This is a genomic window from Hydrogenophaga sp., from assembly GCF_035481345.1.
In the GTDB taxonomy this organism is placed as follows: Bacteria; Pseudomonadota; Gammaproteobacteria; order Burkholderiales; family Burkholderiaceae_C; genus Hydrogenophaga.
This window is the reverse complement of the sequence record NZ_DATIGV010000182.1, coordinates 1-15,238: the sequence shown is the minus strand read 5'-3', so window position 1 is coordinate 15,238 and position 15,238 is coordinate 1. Positions and strand designations below refer to the sequence as shown.

The 15,238-nt window shown below is 69.8% G+C and carries 12 protein-coding genes; 6 read left to right on the top strand and 6 right to left on the bottom strand.

The window, feature by feature from the left end; translation table 11 throughout:
• The first annotated feature begins 17 nt into the window (after nt 1-17).
• Complete coding sequence (gene phoR, locus VLG41_RS19020; protein ID WP_325350958.1) at nt 18-1,340, top strand: phosphate regulon sensor histidine kinase PhoR; 1,323 nt, start codon at nt 18-20, stop codon at nt 1,338-1,340.
• A 10-nt stretch (nt 1,341-1,350) separates the two neighbouring features.
• Here the strand turns inward: phoR and VLG41_RS19015 are convergent, their stop codons facing one another.
• From VLG41_RS19015 to trxA, 4 genes are all read right to left on the bottom strand, one after another.
• Nucleotides 1,351-3,057 (bottom strand): hypothetical protein, encoded by a 1,707-nt coding sequence (locus tag VLG41_RS19015; protein WP_325350957.1) that lies wholly within the window; start codon nt 3,055-3,057, stop codon nt 1,351-1,353.
• A gap of 109 nt (nt 3,058-3,166) precedes the next feature.
• Nucleotides 3,167-3,421, bottom strand: a complete 255-nt coding sequence (locus VLG41_RS19010) for a type B 50S ribosomal protein L31 (RefSeq protein ID WP_325350956.1) — start codon at nt 3,419-3,421, stop codon at nt 3,167-3,169.
• 94 nt (nt 3,422-3,515) lie between these two features.
• Nucleotides 3,516-4,778, bottom strand: a complete 1,263-nt coding sequence (gene rho, locus VLG41_RS19005; RefSeq protein WP_325350955.1) for a transcription termination factor Rho — start codon at nt 4,776-4,778, stop codon at nt 3,516-3,518.
• Between the two features lie 199 nt (nt 4,779-4,977).
• Nucleotides 4,978-5,310, bottom strand: a complete 333-nt coding sequence (gene trxA, locus VLG41_RS19000; protein WP_070397983.1) for a thioredoxin TrxA — start codon at nt 5,308-5,310, stop codon at nt 4,978-4,980.
• Between the two features lie 233 nt (nt 5,311-5,543).
• Here trxA and VLG41_RS18995 point away from each other — a divergent pair, with 233 nt between their 5' ends.
• The 3 genes from VLG41_RS18995 to VLG41_RS18985 are packed head-to-tail and all read left to right on the top strand — an operon-like array spanning nt 5,544 to nt 12,627.
• Entirely contained in the window at nt 5,544-8,069 is a 2,526-nt protein-coding gene (locus VLG41_RS18995) for a PD-(D/E)XK nuclease family protein (protein WP_325350954.1), read from the top strand.
• Entirely contained in the window at nt 8,066-11,356 is a 3,291-nt protein-coding gene (locus VLG41_RS18990; protein ID WP_325350953.1) for a UvrD-helicase domain-containing protein, read from the top strand. Before VLG41_RS18995 ends, VLG41_RS18990 begins: the two co-directional genes overlap by 4 nt.
• The gene (locus VLG41_RS18985; protein WP_325350952.1) at nt 11,353-12,627 is read left to right on the top strand and encodes a TIGR03862 family flavoprotein; all 1,275 of its coding nucleotides are present in this window, start codon (nt 11,353-11,355) and stop codon (nt 12,625-12,627) included. The genes VLG41_RS18990 and VLG41_RS18985 overlap by 4 nt, the downstream gene beginning before the upstream one ends.
• Here the strand turns inward: VLG41_RS18985 and VLG41_RS18980 are convergent.
• Entirely contained in the window at nt 12,624-12,977 is a 354-nt protein-coding gene (locus tag VLG41_RS18980) for a DOPA 4,5-dioxygenase family protein (protein WP_325350951.1), read from the bottom strand. The genes VLG41_RS18985 and VLG41_RS18980 overlap by 4 nt on opposite strands.
• 144 nt (nt 12,978-13,121) lie before the next feature.
• Here VLG41_RS18980 and VLG41_RS18975 point away from each other — a divergent pair, with 144 nt between their 5' ends.
• Both VLG41_RS18975 and VLG41_RS18970 read left to right on the top strand, forming a co-directional pair.
• Nucleotides 13,122-13,361 carry a type II toxin-antitoxin system ParD family antitoxin gene (locus VLG41_RS18975; protein ID WP_325350950.1) on the top strand — a complete coding sequence of 80 codons (240 nt, stop codon included), beginning with the start codon at nt 13,122-13,124 and terminating at the stop codon, nt 13,359-13,361.
• Entirely contained in the window at nt 13,358-13,693 is a 336-nt protein-coding gene (locus VLG41_RS18970) for a type II toxin-antitoxin system RelE/ParE family toxin (protein WP_325350949.1), read from the top strand. The genes VLG41_RS18975 and VLG41_RS18970 overlap by 4 nt, the downstream gene beginning before the upstream one ends.
• 669 nt (nt 13,694-14,362) lie before the next feature.
• On the opposite strand, the gene VLG41_RS18965 is transcribed toward VLG41_RS18970, so the two are convergent.
• The coding region (locus tag VLG41_RS18965) for a hypothetical protein (RefSeq protein ID WP_325350948.1) at nt 14,363-15,238 on the bottom strand (876 nt) is incomplete at its 5' end.

Here is a 15,238-nt window from a genome sequence, read left to right as displayed (position 1 = left end):
TGCGCGAAGGTTATCTGGTGAGTCGAAGGATTCTCGAACTGCTGCTCCTGGTGGCCATGGGAGCGGCGATCGGTTGGGCCGCCGACAAGGCGGCCTTGTCGTTCGTGGGCGCGCTCACGGGCTGCGTGATCTGGGCGGTGCGCGATGGCCTGCGCGCGCAGCGCGTGCTGCGCTGGCTCAACAAGGCCGACGTGTCCCGCATGCCCGAGCTCGGCGGCTTCTGGGGCGAGGTGCTCGACCGCTGCCGCAAACTCATCAAGAAGCTGGAAAAGAAGGCCGCCAACAGCGACGCCCGGCTGGAGGACTTTCTCGCCGCGATCCAGGCCTCGCCCAACGGCGTGGTGCTGCTGGATGCGGCGGGCCGCATCGAATGGGCCAACCTCACGGCGTCCAACCAGCTCGGCTTCGATCCGCAGCGCGACCTGGGCCAGTACGTGCGCAACCTGGTGCGCCATCCGGCCTTCAACGCCTACCTGTCCGCCGGCGATTTCGGGCACGAGATCACCATCGACGGCATCGGTCCACGCCCTTCTCAGCCGGCCAAGATCTCGCTGCAGATCCACCCCTACGGCAAGAAGCGCAAGCTGATGATCACGCGCGACATCACCGCGGTGCAACTCGCCGAGGCCATGCGGCGCGACTTCGTGGCCAACGTGTCGCACGAAATCCGCACGCCCCTCACCGTGCTCAGCGGCTTCGTCGAGACCATGCAGAGCCTGGAGCTCAGCAACGACGAGCGCCAGCAGTACCTGGGGCTCATGAGCCAGCAGGCGCACCGCATGCAGACGCTGGTGAACGACCTGCTGACGCTCTCGCGCCTGGAGGGCAGCCCCGCGCCGGGGCAGGGCGAATGGTGTGGCACGCAGGAGTTGCTGGAGCACGCCGTGCAGGAAGCGCGCGGCCTGAGCCAGGCCATCGCGAGCACGCCCCACCGCATCGAACCGTCGGCGGGCAGCGCCTCGTTCTGGGTGTCCGGGGCCAAGACCGAGCTCATCAGCGCCATGTCCAACCTCATGAGCAACGCCGTGCGCTACACCCCCGGTGGTGGCTTGATCGAGCCGGGCTGGCGCATCAACGACGAAGGCGTGGCCGAGTTCTACGTGACCGATGCCGGGCCCGGCATCGCCGCCGAGCACCTGCCGCGCCTGACCGAGCGCTTCTACCGCGTGGACCGCAGCCGTTCGCGCGAAACCGGCGGCACCGGCCTGGGGCTGGCGATCGTCAAGCACGTGGCGCAGCGCCACGGCGGGCGCATCGACGTGCAGAGCACCGTGGGGCAGGGCTCGACCTTCACCATCGCGCTGCCGCCGACCCGGGTGCGCACGACGCCGCCGGGTTGAGCCGGCGGCTTCAGCCGCCCACGCGCAGGTACAGCACCAGGCTTTCCTTGCTGTCGTTCAAACGCCAGACGTTGGCCTTGAACGCCCACTGCGTGAGGTCCACGCGCTGGTGCAGGCTGCCCTGGCTTTGCGGCGTGGCGATCAGGCTGCGGCAATCGGCGCCATCGCCATTGCCCGTGCGCACCAGCCGCAGGCCGCCGTGGTGGCGCAGCGCGGCGATCTGCGCCTGCGACAGGCCGTCGGCGAGCACGCAGCTGTTGGCGGGCACCAGCTCGGCGATGCGCCGCGAGATCGGGCCATAGCTGCGGCCGAAGTCGAGCAGCGGCAGCCATAGGGTCATCAGCAACAGCCAGCACAGCGTGCTGCCCGCGGCGGGCAGTACCAGGCTCTTCCAGATGGCCTCGCGGTGGCGGCCCACGCGCCAGGACACCAGCCACAACCAGGCGAGCGTGGCCGCCGCGCCGAGTGCGAACAGCACGAAGGAGAACTCGGGCACGAAGCCCGGGGCCAGCCGCGCCACGTTGGCCGCCGGCTTGGCCGGTACGCCCGTCATCATGGCCACCCAGATCACCCAGATGACCAGGGCGCAGAACGAGAAGAACAGCAGGGTGAACCAGTCGATCAGCGAGGACACGCTGCGCCGCAGCGTGGGCAGGGCGAAGGCGGCGAGCACGGCCAGCGCCGGCAGGGCCAGCAGCAGGGCGCGGTCGCGCTCGGGCGCCAGCGCCGAATGCACCACCACCACCAGGGCGGCCCACAGCGGCAGGGCGACGTGGGCCTGGCGCCACTGGCGCCGCCAGCGCCACAGCGTCCACAGCACCAGGGGCCAGGCGGGCCAGGTGAACCACAGCAGCAGGCGCCCCCAGCTGTCCAGCGGCAGGCGGGCCAGGGCCTGCGGCGCGTCGGCCGGGCCAAGGGCGCCGGCCCAGCCGCTGCCCAGTGCGATGAGCACGCCGACGGCCGTGGCAATGCCGAGCAGGGCGCGCCCATTGTCGCCAGGGGCTTCGCTGGACGTCGGCCGGGGCGCCAGCCACATCAGGCCCAGCCAACCGGTGCCCAGCACCAGACCCAGGCTGGCCGAACCGCTCAAGGCCAGGGCCAGCCAGCCGGCCGTCCACCACGCCAGCCCGCGCCAGGCGTGCGGCAGACCGGGGTAGGACAGGCGGGCGGCGCCCAGCAGCATGGCCGCCGTGGCCGTCAGACGCAGCACGTCGGGGGTGGTTTCGTGGGAGAGCTGGGCCAAGCCCAGGCAGGCGACCAGGGCCAGCAGGCCGGCGTCGGCCAGGGCACGCGCGTAGTCGGCCGGGCGGGCCTCGCCGCCGAAGGCGAAGGCCACCGGCTGCGCCGCCGGCTGGCGCGCCAGGTGGTACACCGCGTACCAGGTGCAGGCGAGCGTGAGGGCCAGCAGGCCGGCGAAGGGCAGGCGCGCCGCGAAGTCGGCGGGCAGGAAGGGCAGGGCGCGGATGAACAGCGCGCCCAGCCAGTAGGGCAGCAGCGCGGCGTCTTCCACCGGCAGGCCCAGCACGCCGGGGTGCCACCAATCGCCGCCCCGGGCCAGCTCGGCCATGGCGCCGAAGGCACCCACATCGGCGTTCTTCCAGGGCTCGCGGCCGAGGAAGCCGGGCAGCACGTAGGCCACGCAGAAGAGGATGAGGGCCACGCGCGGCAGTCGGCGCACGGCCGACTGGCTCACGATGGCGGGCGTCGGGCGGTTCACGGCTGGGGACTATACAAGCGGCGCACCGGGGGCAAAGGGCGTGCGCGGGAAGCGTCGGGCGAAAAAAAAGCAGCCGGCTTGCGGCTGCTTTCTTGGGCCAGCGCCAGGATTACTTGGCGGTCTTGGCGTAGCGGTTGCGGAATTTCTCGACGCGGCCGCCCATGTTGTCCACGCTCTTCTGCGTGCCCGTGTAGAACGGATGCGATTCGCTGGAGGTATCGAGCTTGAACAGCGGCAGTTCGCGGCCGTCGTCCATCTTGATCATTTCCTTGGTGTTCGCGCAGGAACGGGTGACGAACTTGAAGTTGTTCGACAGGTCGAGGAAGCAGACCTCGCGGTAGTTCGGGTGAATGCCGTCTTTCATGGCGGTTCCTTCAGGGCGGTTGCGACAGCCGCGCCGGAACCCTTCCGACGTACTTGCCGCCAATAAAACCAGCGATTATAGCGTGGCGGCCGGATCAGCCTCCGCGCCGCATCATGTCGAAGAACTCGGAGTTGTTCTTCGTGGCCTTCATGCTCTTCAAGACCATCTCCATGGCCTCGATCTCGTCCATGTTGTACATGAACTGGCGCAGGATGCGGGTCTTCTGCAGGATCTCGGGCTGCAGCAGCAGTTCCTCGCGGCGGGTGCCACTGCGGTTGAGCTGGATGGAGGGGAAGACGCGCTTTTCGTACAGGCGGCGGTCGAGGTGGATCTCGCAGTTGCCGGTGCCTTTGAACTCTTCGAAGATCACCTCGTCCATGCGCGAGCCGGTGTCGACCAGCGCGGTGGCGATGATGGTGAGCGAGCCGCCTTCCTCCACCTTGCGCGCGGCGCCGAAAAAGCGCTTGGGACGCTGCAGCGCGTTGGCGTCCACACCACCGGTGAGCACCTTGCCGGAAGAGGGCAGCACGTTGTTGTAGGCGCGGGCCAGGCGGGTGATCGAGTCGAGCATGATCACCACGTCCTTCTTGAGCTCGACCAGGCGCTTGGCGCGCTCGATCACCATCTCGGCCACGTGCACGTGGCGCGCGGCGGGCTCGTCGAAGGTGGAGGCAATGACCTCGCCGCGCACGGTGCGCTGCATCTCGGTCACTTCCTCGGGGCGCTCGTCCACCAGCAGCACCATGAGTTCCACGTCGGGGTGGTTGGCGGTGATGGCGTGGCAGATGTGCTGCATCATCACCGTCTTGCCGCTCTTGGGCGGGGCCACGATCAGCGCGCGCTGGCCACGGCCGATGGGCGCGATGATGTCGATGATGCGGCCGGTGATGTTCTCTTCGCTCTTGATGTCGCGTTCCAGGCGCATCTGTTCCTTGGGGAACAGGGGCGTCAGGTTCTCGAACATGATCTTGTGCTTGTTCTCCTCGGGAGCCAGGCCGTTGATCTTGTCGAGCTTATTGAGCGCGAAGTAGCGTTCGCCGTCCTTGGGGATGCGGACTTCGCCCTCGATCATGTCGCCGGTGTGCAGGTTGAAGCGGCGGATCTGGCTGGGCGAGATGTAGATGTCGTCGGTGCTGGCGGTGTAGCTGGTGTCCGGCGCGCGCAGGAAACCGAAGCCGTCGGGCAGGACCTCGAGCACGCCGTCGGCGAAGATCTGTTCGCCGGTTTTCGCGCGCTTTTTGATGATGGCGAACATCAGCTCCTGCTTGCGCATGCGGCCGGTGTTTTCGATTTCGAGCGCTTCGGCCTGCTTGAACACTTCGGAAACGTGCAGGGCCTTGAGTTCGTTCAGGTGCATCGACGTCACTCCAGGGTGGAGGCGATAGGGGAAGAGCGGGGAGGTGGGCGCTGCGGTCCGGATGACGGACGTTGCGCGGGGGAGAGGCGGGCTTGCTGCCCGCATTGCGGCGGATTATGACAGGAATCGCTGCGTTCGCGCCCCTGTCGTCGGGCTCCGCGCGGCCCATGGGCCCGGGCGGGCGCCCGGGCCGGGGGGATCAGGCCAGTTGCTGGTCGATGAAGGCGGTGAGCTGGGCCTTGCTGAGCGCGCCCACCTTGGTGGCGGCGAGCTGGCCGTCCTTGAACAGCATCAGCGTGGGGATGCCACGGATGCCGAACTTGGCGGGCACGTCGCGGTTGTCGTCGACGTTGAGCTTGGCGACCTGCAGCTTGCCGTCGTAGGTGCCGGCGACCTCGTCCAGGATGGGGGCGATCATCTTGCAGGGGCCGCACCATTCGGCCCAGAAGTCCACCAGCACCGGGGCCTTGCTGTCCAGCACATCGGCTTTGAAGCTGGCATCGGAAACGTGTTTGATCAGGTCGCTGGCCATGGGGTTCGTCCTTGGGTTTTCGGTGAGCGGGGGGAGGTTACAGTGCGGCGCATGCGGCTGACCGGGCGACGACGTCGGCCCCCTCATGCAAGCGGCCGCATTGTGACAGAAACCCCCTTTTCATGACGCCAGAGCCCGCGAGACCTCACGACGAGTCAGCCCTTGTGGGCGCCGCCGTGCAGGCGGACGCGATGTCGTGTGCATGGCAGGCCCCCTTTGAGGAGCTCGCCGGGGTGGCGCTGCAGGCCCGGGTCCCGATGTCGCGCCTGGTGGTGCTGCTGCCTTATGCCGCACTGGTGGCCGAGGCGCGCCGCGCCTGGGCCGAACGCCAGCGGCAAACCGCGGGCCTGGCGCCGCGTTTCACCACGCTGCGCGATTGGGCCGCCGCGCTGGCGCCCTGGCGGCCGGGCTCCGACGACATCAGCCACGACATGGCGCGCGACGCGCTGGTGGCCGCCGCGTGGATCGAGCGCGTGGTGCCCGCGCGGCTGGACGCGGGCCTGCGTCGCGAACTGGTGGCCCGCCTGATCGACGCCGCGCGCCAGCTCGCACCGCTGGCCGCCGCCCAGGCGCCCGAGCGGCGCGCGGCCTGGGCCGAGGAGCGCCGCGCCGCGCTGGCGGGGGCGGGCGGCTCGGCCAGCGCGCAGTGGGAGTCGCTGGTGGCGAACCTGGCCGTCACCTGGGCGGGCAGCTCGGCCTACGTCACGGACGCGCTGTGGTCGCCCCAGGCCGCCCCGGGCGCCGACGCCGATCGCCTGCTGTGCCTGCCGGGCCACCACCCCGATCCGCTCACCGAGGCGCTGCTGGCCCACTGGGGCGAACGGGCCGGGCGGCTGGCCTGGTCCGCGCCGGCCGAGGCCGCGCCCCGCGTGTGGGCCTGCGATGACTTCGAAGCCGAGGCGCAGGCCGCCGCCGCCTGCGCCATCGCGCACCTCAACGCCGGGCGCGCGCCGGTGGCGCTGATCGCCAACGACCGCCTGCTCACGCGCCGCGCCAGCGCCCTGCTGATGGGGGCTGGCGTGCGGCTGCGCGACGAGACCGGCTGGAAGCTGTCCACCACGCGCGCCGCCGCCAGCCTGATGGCCCTGCTGCGCGCGGCCGACGCGCGCGCCAGCACCGACGAGGTGCTCGACTGGCTCAAGCTCGCGCCCGCGTTTTCGCCGGCGGTGGTGGAGGCGCTGGAGCGCCGGCTGCGGCAAAAAGGCGTGGCGCGCTGGGCCGCCGTGCCCCTGGATTGGCGCGGGTCCGACATCGACGCGCAGCGCGCCGAATTGCAGGCTGCACGGCCCTTGTTGCACTGGCTCAAGGACACCGCGCAGGCGCTGGAGCGCAGTGGGCAGTGGGCGCCGCTGCAGGCCGATGAGGCCGGCCGCCAACTGATCGGCGTGTTGCGCCTGGGCGAGGGCGCGCACGAGCTCGACGGCCTGGGCGAGGCCGCCGCCGGGCCGCGCGCGGCCGCGCGCTGGTCGCTCGCGGCCTTCGGCGCCTGGGTGCGCGACGTGCTGGAGGGCGCGGTGTTCCAGCCCACCGTGGTCGGCGCGCCGCAGGTCGTCGTGCTGCCCCTGCAACAGCGCCTGGGGCGCCGCGTGGCGGCCGTGGTGGCACCGGGGTGCGACGAGCGCCACCTGAGCGCCAGCCCCGAGCCCGACAGTGCCTGGACCGCCGCGCAACGCGAACTGCTGGGCCTGCCCGATCGTGAGGCCCTGGCGCGCGCGGCGGCCTCGGCCTGGTCGCACCTGTTCGCGGGTGCGCCGGTGGACGCGCTCTGGCGCCGCCACGATGCTGGCGAGGCGCTGCTGCCGAGCCCCTTCATCGACGGCTGCGGCGAGGGCGCCGCCCAGTCCCTGCTCGACCCGCGCCCGGTGGCGGCGGGCGGCACGCCCAAGCCCCAGGCCCGCGCGCCCGCGTTGCTGCCCGAGCGCCTGTCGGCCAGTGCCTACGACGACCTGCGCACCTGCCCCTACCGCTTCTTCGCGCGCCGCCAGTTGCGCCTGGACGAGGTGGACGAACTTGACGCCGAGCCCGACCAGGGCGACCTGGGCAATTGGCTGCACGAGGTGCTCAAGCGCTTTCACGAGGCGCGCGGCGACGAGCGCCCCGGCGAGGACGCCGACCGCGCCGCGCTGGATGCGCTGGCCGAGGTGGTGGCCGTGGCGATGGGCTTGGGCGATGACATGCAGGCCGGTGGCTTCCTGCCCTACCGCGCGCAATGGCCCGCGCTGCGCGAGGCCTACCTGCACTGGCTGTGGCCGCACGAGGCCGAGGGCTGGCGCTTCGTGGCGGCCGAGGCCGAGCGCGAGCAGCGCGCGGGCCGCTGGACCCTGCACGGCCGGCTGGACCGCATCGACGCGCGGCGCGACCTGGGTGAGAACGCCGAAGGCGACGAGAGCTTCGTCATCGACCACAAGACCGAGAGCCGCACCCGCACCGAGGCGCGCGTGAAGGACCCGCTGGAGGACACGCAGCTCGGCTTCTACGCCGCGCTGCTGCCCGCGCAGCGCCTGCGCGCGGCCTACCTCAGCATCGTCGACGCGCGCGGCGAGCGCGACGAGCCAGCGAAGCTGATCGAACAGACCGAGGTGCTGATGGCGCGCGACGCGATCGTGCAGGGTCTGGTGAACGACCTGGAGCGCGTGGCCGGTGGCGCCGCGATGAAGGCCCTGGGCGAAGGCGCGGCCTGCGACTTCTGCGCGGCGCGCGGCCTGTGCCGCAAGGACTTCTGGCAACCCGTGGCGGGTGAGGCGGAGGACGACGCATGACCGGGCTCGCCTACCGCGTCGATGGCCAGCCCGTGGGACCGCAGGCCTTCTACGCGCGCGCCTGCGACCCGGCGCGCAGCGTGGCCGTGGAGGCCTGCGCGGGCGCGGGCAAGACCTGGATGCTGGTTTCTCGCATCCTGCGCGCGCTGCTCGACGGTGCGCCACCGCAGGACATCCTGGCCATCACCTTCACCAAGAAGGCCGCCGGTGAAATGCGCGAGCGGCTGCAGCAGGTGGTGGCCGATTGGGCCACGCAGAGCGACGACGAACTGTGCGCCGGCCTGGTGATGCGCGGCTTGCCCGAGGCGGTGGCGCGTGAGCTGGTGCCCGCCGCGCGCGGCCTGCGCGAGCGGCTGCGCCGGCAAGGCCGTCCGGTGCAACTGCGAACCTTCCACAGCTGGTTCGCGGCGCTGCTGCGCGGCGCGCCCTTGTCGGTGCTGCAGGAGCTGGGCCTGCCGCCGCAGTACGAGCTGCAGGAAGACGACAAGGCCATCCTGCAGCGCCTGTGGCCGCGCTTCTACGCCGAACTCGCGCAGGACGAGGCCGCGCGCGAGGACTTCTTCGCCAGCGTCGCCGACATCGGCCGCCACCAGACCCTCACCGCCTTGCGCAACGCCGCCACCAAGCGCGTGGAATTCCTCTGGGCCGACGCCGTGGGCGCGGTGGATGGCGCCGTGCGCTCCTTGGACGAGCAGATGCCCGAGTGGGCCGGTGCGGGCGACGATCCGATCGCGTGGTTGGTTCTGAATGAGCGCTTCCGTGCAGAGCTGATCGCTGCCGCACAAGCGCTGGGTGCGTTCAGCAAGCTCAAGAAATCCGAGAAGGCTGCGCGCGAGCTCGAACAGGCCGTGACCAGTAGCGATGGACGCGCAGCCATTTCTGCCCTCACCACAGCGAAGGGAACACCGCTCAAGCTGGGCGCTCAACCCGACGCGCTGCCCGCCGTGCAGGCGGCGCACGCCCGCATCGAAGAGGCCTTGCTCGCCGAGCGCCAGCACCGCGCCTGGGTGCACCACCAGCGCCTGGCGCGGCTCACCCGCGTGCTGCTGCGCGTGCTGGCCGAGCTCAAGCGCGAGCGCGGCTGGGTCGACATGAACGACGTCGAAGGCGCCGCGCGCCGCCTGCTGGGTGATGCCGAACTCTCCGGCTGGCTGCAGCAGCGCCTGGACGCGCGCGTGCGCCATCTGCTCATCGACGAATTCCAGGACACCAACCCGCTGCAGTGGCAGGCCCTGTACGGCTGGCTTGCAGCCTACGCCGGTGCGGGGCCCGGGGAGGCGCCCAGCGTCTTCATCGTGGGCGACCCCAAGCAGTCCATCTACCGCTTCCGCCGCGCCGAACCGCAGGTCTTTCGCGCGGCCCAGGCCTTCGTGGTGCAGGGCCTGGGTGGCTCGCTGCTGGCCTGCGACCACACGCGCCGCTGCGCCATCGCCGTGGTGGATGCGGTGAACACCGCCATGCAGCAGGCCGTGGACGCGGGCGAATACGGCGAAGCGGTGGGCGCGGCCTTTCGCCCGCACACCACCGCCAGCGCCGAGCCCGGCGCCGTGCTGGCCCTGCCCGTGGTGCCGCGCAGCGCCCGTGAGCGCGTCGATGAAGGCGCCGACGCCGCGACCACCGACCCCGTGGCCTGGCGCGACAGCCTGTCCACGCCGCGCCACCTGGCCGACGACGCCATGAGCGAACTCGAGGCGCGCCAGGCGGCCGACTGGATCGCCGCGGAGGTGGCCGCTGGCCGCGTGCGGCCCGACGACGTCATGGTGCTCGCGCGCAAGCGCGAACGCCTGGGCTGGATGCACGAGGCCCTGCGCGAGCGCGGCATCGCCAGCGAACAGCCCGAGAAGCTCGACCTGGCCGACGCGCCCGCGGTGCAGGACGTGATCGCGCTCATTGACGCCCTGGTCTCGCCGGGGCACGACCTGAGCCTGGCGCGCGCGCTGCGCTCGCCCATCGGCGGTTGGGGCGACGACGAGTTGGCCGCGCTGGCCAGCGCCGTGCGCGCCGCCGGCCCCGGCGCGCGCTGGTGGCCCGTGCTGCTGCAGGCCGCGCAAGCGCCCGATGCCGCGCCGCTGTGGCGCGACACCGCCCTGCGCTGGCAAGGCTGGCGCGAGGCGCTGCTGAACCTGCCCCCGCACGACGCGCTGTCACTCGTGTTCCGCGAAGCCGATCTGCTCGCGCGCTTCGCGCAGGCCGTGCCGCCCGCGCAGCGCGCCGCCACCCAGGCCCAGTTGCAGGCCTTGCTGGCGCAGGCGCTCGACCACGAGGGCGGGCGTTTCCTCACCGCCTACCGCTTCGTGCGCGCGCTCAAGGCCGGCGGCACGCCCATGCCGCCCGTGGCCACGCCCGGTGCCGTGCGCCTGCTCACCATCCATGGCGCCAAGGGCCTGGAGGCGCACACTGTGCTGCTGCTCGACACCGACGCCGCGCCCGCGCGCGCCGAATCCATGGGTGTGCTGGTGGACTGGCCCGGCGAGGCGCCGCAGCCGCGCCGATTCGTCTTCCTGGCCAGCGAGAAGCGCGCCCCCCTGTGCGCCCAGGAACTGCTCGACGCCGAGCGCCGCGCGCGCTCGCTCGAGGAACTCAACGCGCTCTACGTCGCCATGACGCGCGCCGGCCACCGGCTGGTGGCCTCCAGCTTCGAGCCCGGGCGCGCGAGCGCCGGCACCTCGTGGTGGCAGCGGCTCTCGCCGCTCGCGCAGATGCTCGACCAGCCCGATGCCTGCCGCCCCGCTGTGCACACCGAGGCCGCGGCCTTCGAACTGCACGCGCTGCCCACGCTGCGGGCCTTGCCCGAGCCGGTGCCCGAGGTGGTGGTTATCGAAGCCGACGCCCAGACCCGCTTCGGCCGCGCCGTGCACCAGTTGCTGCAATGGTGCCCCACACCCGCGCGCGGGTTCGACTGGAACGCTGCGCACCAGCGCGCCGTCGCCGACCTGCACGAACTGGACGCCGCCACCGCCGCCCAGGCCCTCGACGCGGCCCGGCGCATCGTGCGCGGCGAGGCCGCCTGGGCCTGGGACGACGCCCGCGTCGAACAATGGGGCAACGAGGTGGAGTTGCTGCACGAAGGCCAGGTGCGCCGCCTCGACCGCCTGCTGCGCGACCGCGCCAGCGGCACCTGGTGGGTGCTCGACTTCAAGACCCACGAGGCACCGCACACCGTGCTGGCGCACCGTGAGCAGATGGCCGCCTACCGCGCGGCGGTGTCGGCCATCCACCCCGGCGAGCCGCTGCGGCTGGCGTTCATCAACCCGCAGGGGCGCGTGTTCGAATGGAAAGAAGAATGAACTCCCGCGTGGCCATCGTCGGCAGCGGCCCGGCCGGCCTCATGGCGGCCGAGGTGCTGTCGCGCGCGGGCGTGTCGGTGGACCTGTACGACGCCATGCCCTCCGTGGGCCGCAAGCTGCTGCTGGCCGGCAAGGGCGGGCTCAACCTCACGCACGCCGAGCCTTTCGAGGCCTTCGTGGCGCGCTTCGGCGAACGCGCGGGCGCGCTGCGGCCGATGCTCGAGCGCTTCGGGCCGCAAGCCTTGCGCGACTGGGCCGAGGGCCTGGGCATCGCCACCTTCGTCGGCACGTCGCGCCGCGTCTTTCCCACCGACATGAAAGCCGCGCCGCTGCTGCGCGCCTGGCTGCATCGCCTGCGCCACCCCGAGCCGGGGGGCGAACCGGTGCACTTCCACATGCGCCACCGCTGGCTGGGCTTTGGCGACGGCGGCGCCTTGCGCTTTGCCACGCCGGAAGGAGAACGCGAGGTGCGGGCGGGCGTCGTGTTGCTGGCCCTGGGCGGCGCCAGTTGGCCGCGCCTGGGCTCCGACGGGGCATGGGTGCCCTGGTTGCGCGACGTGGGCGTCGACGTGGCCGAACTGCAAGCCGCCAACTGCGGCTTCGACGTGGCGGGCTCGCCCGTGCACGGTGTGGCCGAGGGCTGGAGTGCCGTGTTCACCGAACGCTGGGCCGGCCAGCCCTTCAAGACCGTGGCGCTGGCGCTCGATGGACCCACCGACGCGCGCCACTGGCACCGCGGCGAGTTCGTCGCCACCGCCACCGGCATCGAAGGCAGCCTGGTCTACGCCTTGTCGGCCGCGCTGCGCGACCGCATCGCGCGCGGCGGCTCGGCCACGCTGTGGATCGACCTGCTGCCCGACCGCACGCCCGAACGCGTGCTGGCCGACGTGTCGCACCCGCGCGGCTCGCGCAGCCTCTCCAGCCACCTCAAGGGCCGGCTCGGGCTCGACGGCATCAAGCTCGCGCTGCTGCACGAATGCCTGGACCGCGAGGCCATGCACGACGCGGCGCGACTCGCGGCGGCCATCAAGGCCTTGCCGCTCAAGCTGATGCGCCCCCGCCCCGTGGCCGAGGCCATCAGCAGCGCGGGCGGTGTGCGGTTGGAGGCACTCGACGACGGCCTGATGGTGCGCGAACGCCCGGGCTTGTTCGTGGCCGGCGAGATGCTCGATTGGGAAGCCCCCACCGGCGGCTACCTGCTCACGGCCTCCATGGCCAGTGGCGTGTGGGCGGGGGAGGCGGCGCTGCGCCACCTGCGCGCGGTGGCTTAAGCCTGCAGCGCGTTCAGGTCCAGCGTATGGGACTGGCCCAGCCACAGCGCGCTGTCGCGGTGGTCGCGCAGTTCGTCGCCGGTGTTGGGGTGGATGAACACGTCGAGCGCGCCGTGGTTCAGCGTGAGCCAGCCGACGATGTGGGCGAACTGGTCGGCATCGAACGCCAATTGATAGGACCACATCGGGTGCGGGCCCACGGGCTTTTCGTGGAAGCGGCCGATCTGCACGCGCCCGGCCAACTCGACGCCGATCAACTCACGCAAGGCCCAGGCGGCGTCGCGCGTGGCGGCGTCGAAGTAGACGTGGGCGTGCCAGTCGGTGATGGCGGTGGGGTCGCGTGCAGGCATGGCGGGATCTCTTGATGCAATCTTGCGGGTAGCCGAAGTGTTGGCAGTTTAGGCTGTCGCGCTTGCCGTTGAATGCCCTTGGATGACGGCGCGAAATCCGGTCGGTATTGCCAAATTTTGCCAAGCTTCCTAGCATGCATCCCCATGAGCACGATGAACATCTCCCTGCCCGAGGCGCTCAAGGCTTTCGTTGACGAGCAGGTGCTGGAGCGGGGCTACGGCACCAGCAGCGAATACGTGCGCGAGCTGATCCGCAAGGAGCAAGATCGCCAGCACTTGCGCGGCTTGCTGTTGGCCGGTGCGGAAAGTGCGCCGACCCAGCCCGTTGATGCCACTTTCTACGAAGGCCTGCGTGCGCGTGTTCGGTCGCGCGCCCAGCAGTGAGCGCCAAGCCCGTTGTTCCACGCGTCCTGGCCATCGGCGACGTGGAGACAGCACTTGACCACTACCTAAGCGAAGCCGGGTCGAACGTGGCCGACGGCATGGTGGATGCACTGGACAAGGCGTTTGTCCACATCGGGAGGCAGCCGGGCACCGGCTCGCCCCGCTACGCGCACGAGTTGAACCTGCCGGGCCTGCGAAGCTGGCCACTCACGCGCTACCCCTACTTGGTCTTCTACATCGAGCGCGACGATCACATCGATGTCTGGCGCGTGCTGCACGCCAAGCGCGACATCCCGGCTTGGTTGGCTGGCGAAGAATCGCGCAAGCCATGAAACAAGCCGCAGGCACTGCCTGCGGCTTTGGTGTGTAAGGTGACGAGCCTTGACATCGCCAAGTCGCCAGAAAAATTCAATCAAATCAACGACTTATGTGAGTCGTTTGGGCTGCAAGTGATACAAGGATGTGCCACAGCGAGCCCCATGCTAGCCGAGATCGTTACGGTACCGTGAGTGTCAAGTCGGGGTAGGGCGGTGAGGGGGCATTCACGCAAGCCCAGAAGGCGCTCCTGATGATCCGCCGCGTGCGATCTGCACGGACCCCAAGACCCATTGACCATCATGACCCTTACCACCCCGAATCTGCGCATCGAATACTCCCCCGGCTCCTTCTACGCAAGTCGGGGTACGTGGGGGGTGCACCTCCACCGCGACCCCACGCTTGCGTTTTGGGAGTTCGACCAGCGTCACTCCGATGGGACCATCTACCTCTGGGGGTTTGGACGCGAATGCGTTGTGAGCTGGCGCCTTGCGCGAAAGGATGCGTGAGCGCGTCAGGCGCGGGGGATGCCCCACGGGTGCGCCGCCCCGACCTCCGCAAAATGCTCCTGGCGAGACGGCCAACCAGCGGCCATGGGCCCGACGCGAACTGGCTCTTCAGCGTTGGCTTGGATTCTGATGCTGCTGAAAGGCAAGACCGCGTTGAACACGAACTTGCCAGTTCACTCATTCCGAAACCGACACCTGCTCAATCGTCAAAGCGATCTGTAGTGAGCCTGTCCCATCAAAGTTGGGACCGGTATTAGTAACCACGACGGTACGAGCAACTGTATCGGCCGCCAATAAGTTTGGAGTGCCGTTCCGTGAACCCGCACTATTGACTATCGTGGAAGTAAGCGTTGCAAGGGCGGCCGGGCCTCCTGTTCCGGTGAATCCGACGGTCAAACCCGTAGCGCCCCCAACGGTGGACATGATCTTCGCTGCTGATCCGGCCGGATACCATGTCGAGGGAACGCTTAGGGAAGTCGAGAACTGCCCTCCCGCAGGAGGAGTCACCGTGGTGCGCTGTGTCCGCTTGACCGTCTTTAGTCCATTGTCGATCTTAACCTCGCAGAAGTTGACGGCATCGTAGACATAAACTCGATTCCCGGGACCGGCAATAATCCGAGGTTCTGCCGCTTCGTCGCCTATTGCTGTCGCCCTCCATCCATTGATGCGGATGCGGTATTCAATGTTGACGGCTGTGCCATATGATCCGAGGGAAGGAACCAACTGAAGATACATCGTCGTCGACGTGAATGCGTCAAAGTCAAATTCACCCTCAAATAGTCCGCCCACTCCTGCAAGCGCAACTCCAAGTCTATTGCCGGGCGGACAATCTTTGAGCTTGCATTTAAATGCGGTGAGGCTATTTGCTCGGCTCGATAATCCAGGAATGTTACCTATCGGGAAGTAATTAGGTTTCGCTGCTCTATCAACAAGGGTCACATTGTGCAGATTCATATTCAGATAGGGGGCGATAGGGAATCTTAGTGGAATCGCGAACCCTACCTCAGCGGTAAAGAGGGTTGAGTCGTGTTCCGAGTACACGTCGCTAAGCTG

Coding starts and splice junctions, on each gene's coding strand:
- VLG41_RS19010 (WP_325350956.1), bottom strand. CDS start 3,421: ATGAAAGACGGCATTCACCCGAACTACCGCGAGGTCTGCTTCCTCGAC.
- rho (WP_325350955.1), bottom strand. CDS start 4,778: ATGCACCTGAACGAACTCAAGGCCCTGCACGTTTCCGAAGTGTTCAAG.
- trxA (WP_070397983.1), bottom strand. CDS start 5,310: ATGGCCAGCGACCTGATCAAACACGTTTCCGATGCCAGCTTCAAAGCC.
- VLG41_RS18990 (WP_325350953.1), top strand. CDS start 8,066: ATGACCGGGCTCGCCTACCGCGTCGATGGCCAGCCCGTGGGACCGCAG.
- VLG41_RS18985 (WP_325350952.1), top strand. CDS start 11,353: ATGAACTCCCGCGTGGCCATCGTCGGCAGCGGCCCGGCCGGCCTCATG.
- VLG41_RS18980 (WP_325350951.1), bottom strand. CDS start 12,977: ATGCCTGCACGCGACCCCACCGCCATCACCGACTGGCACGCCCACGTC.
- VLG41_RS18975 (WP_325350950.1), top strand. CDS start 13,122: ATGAGCACGATGAACATCTCCCTGCCCGAGGCGCTCAAGGCTTTCGTT.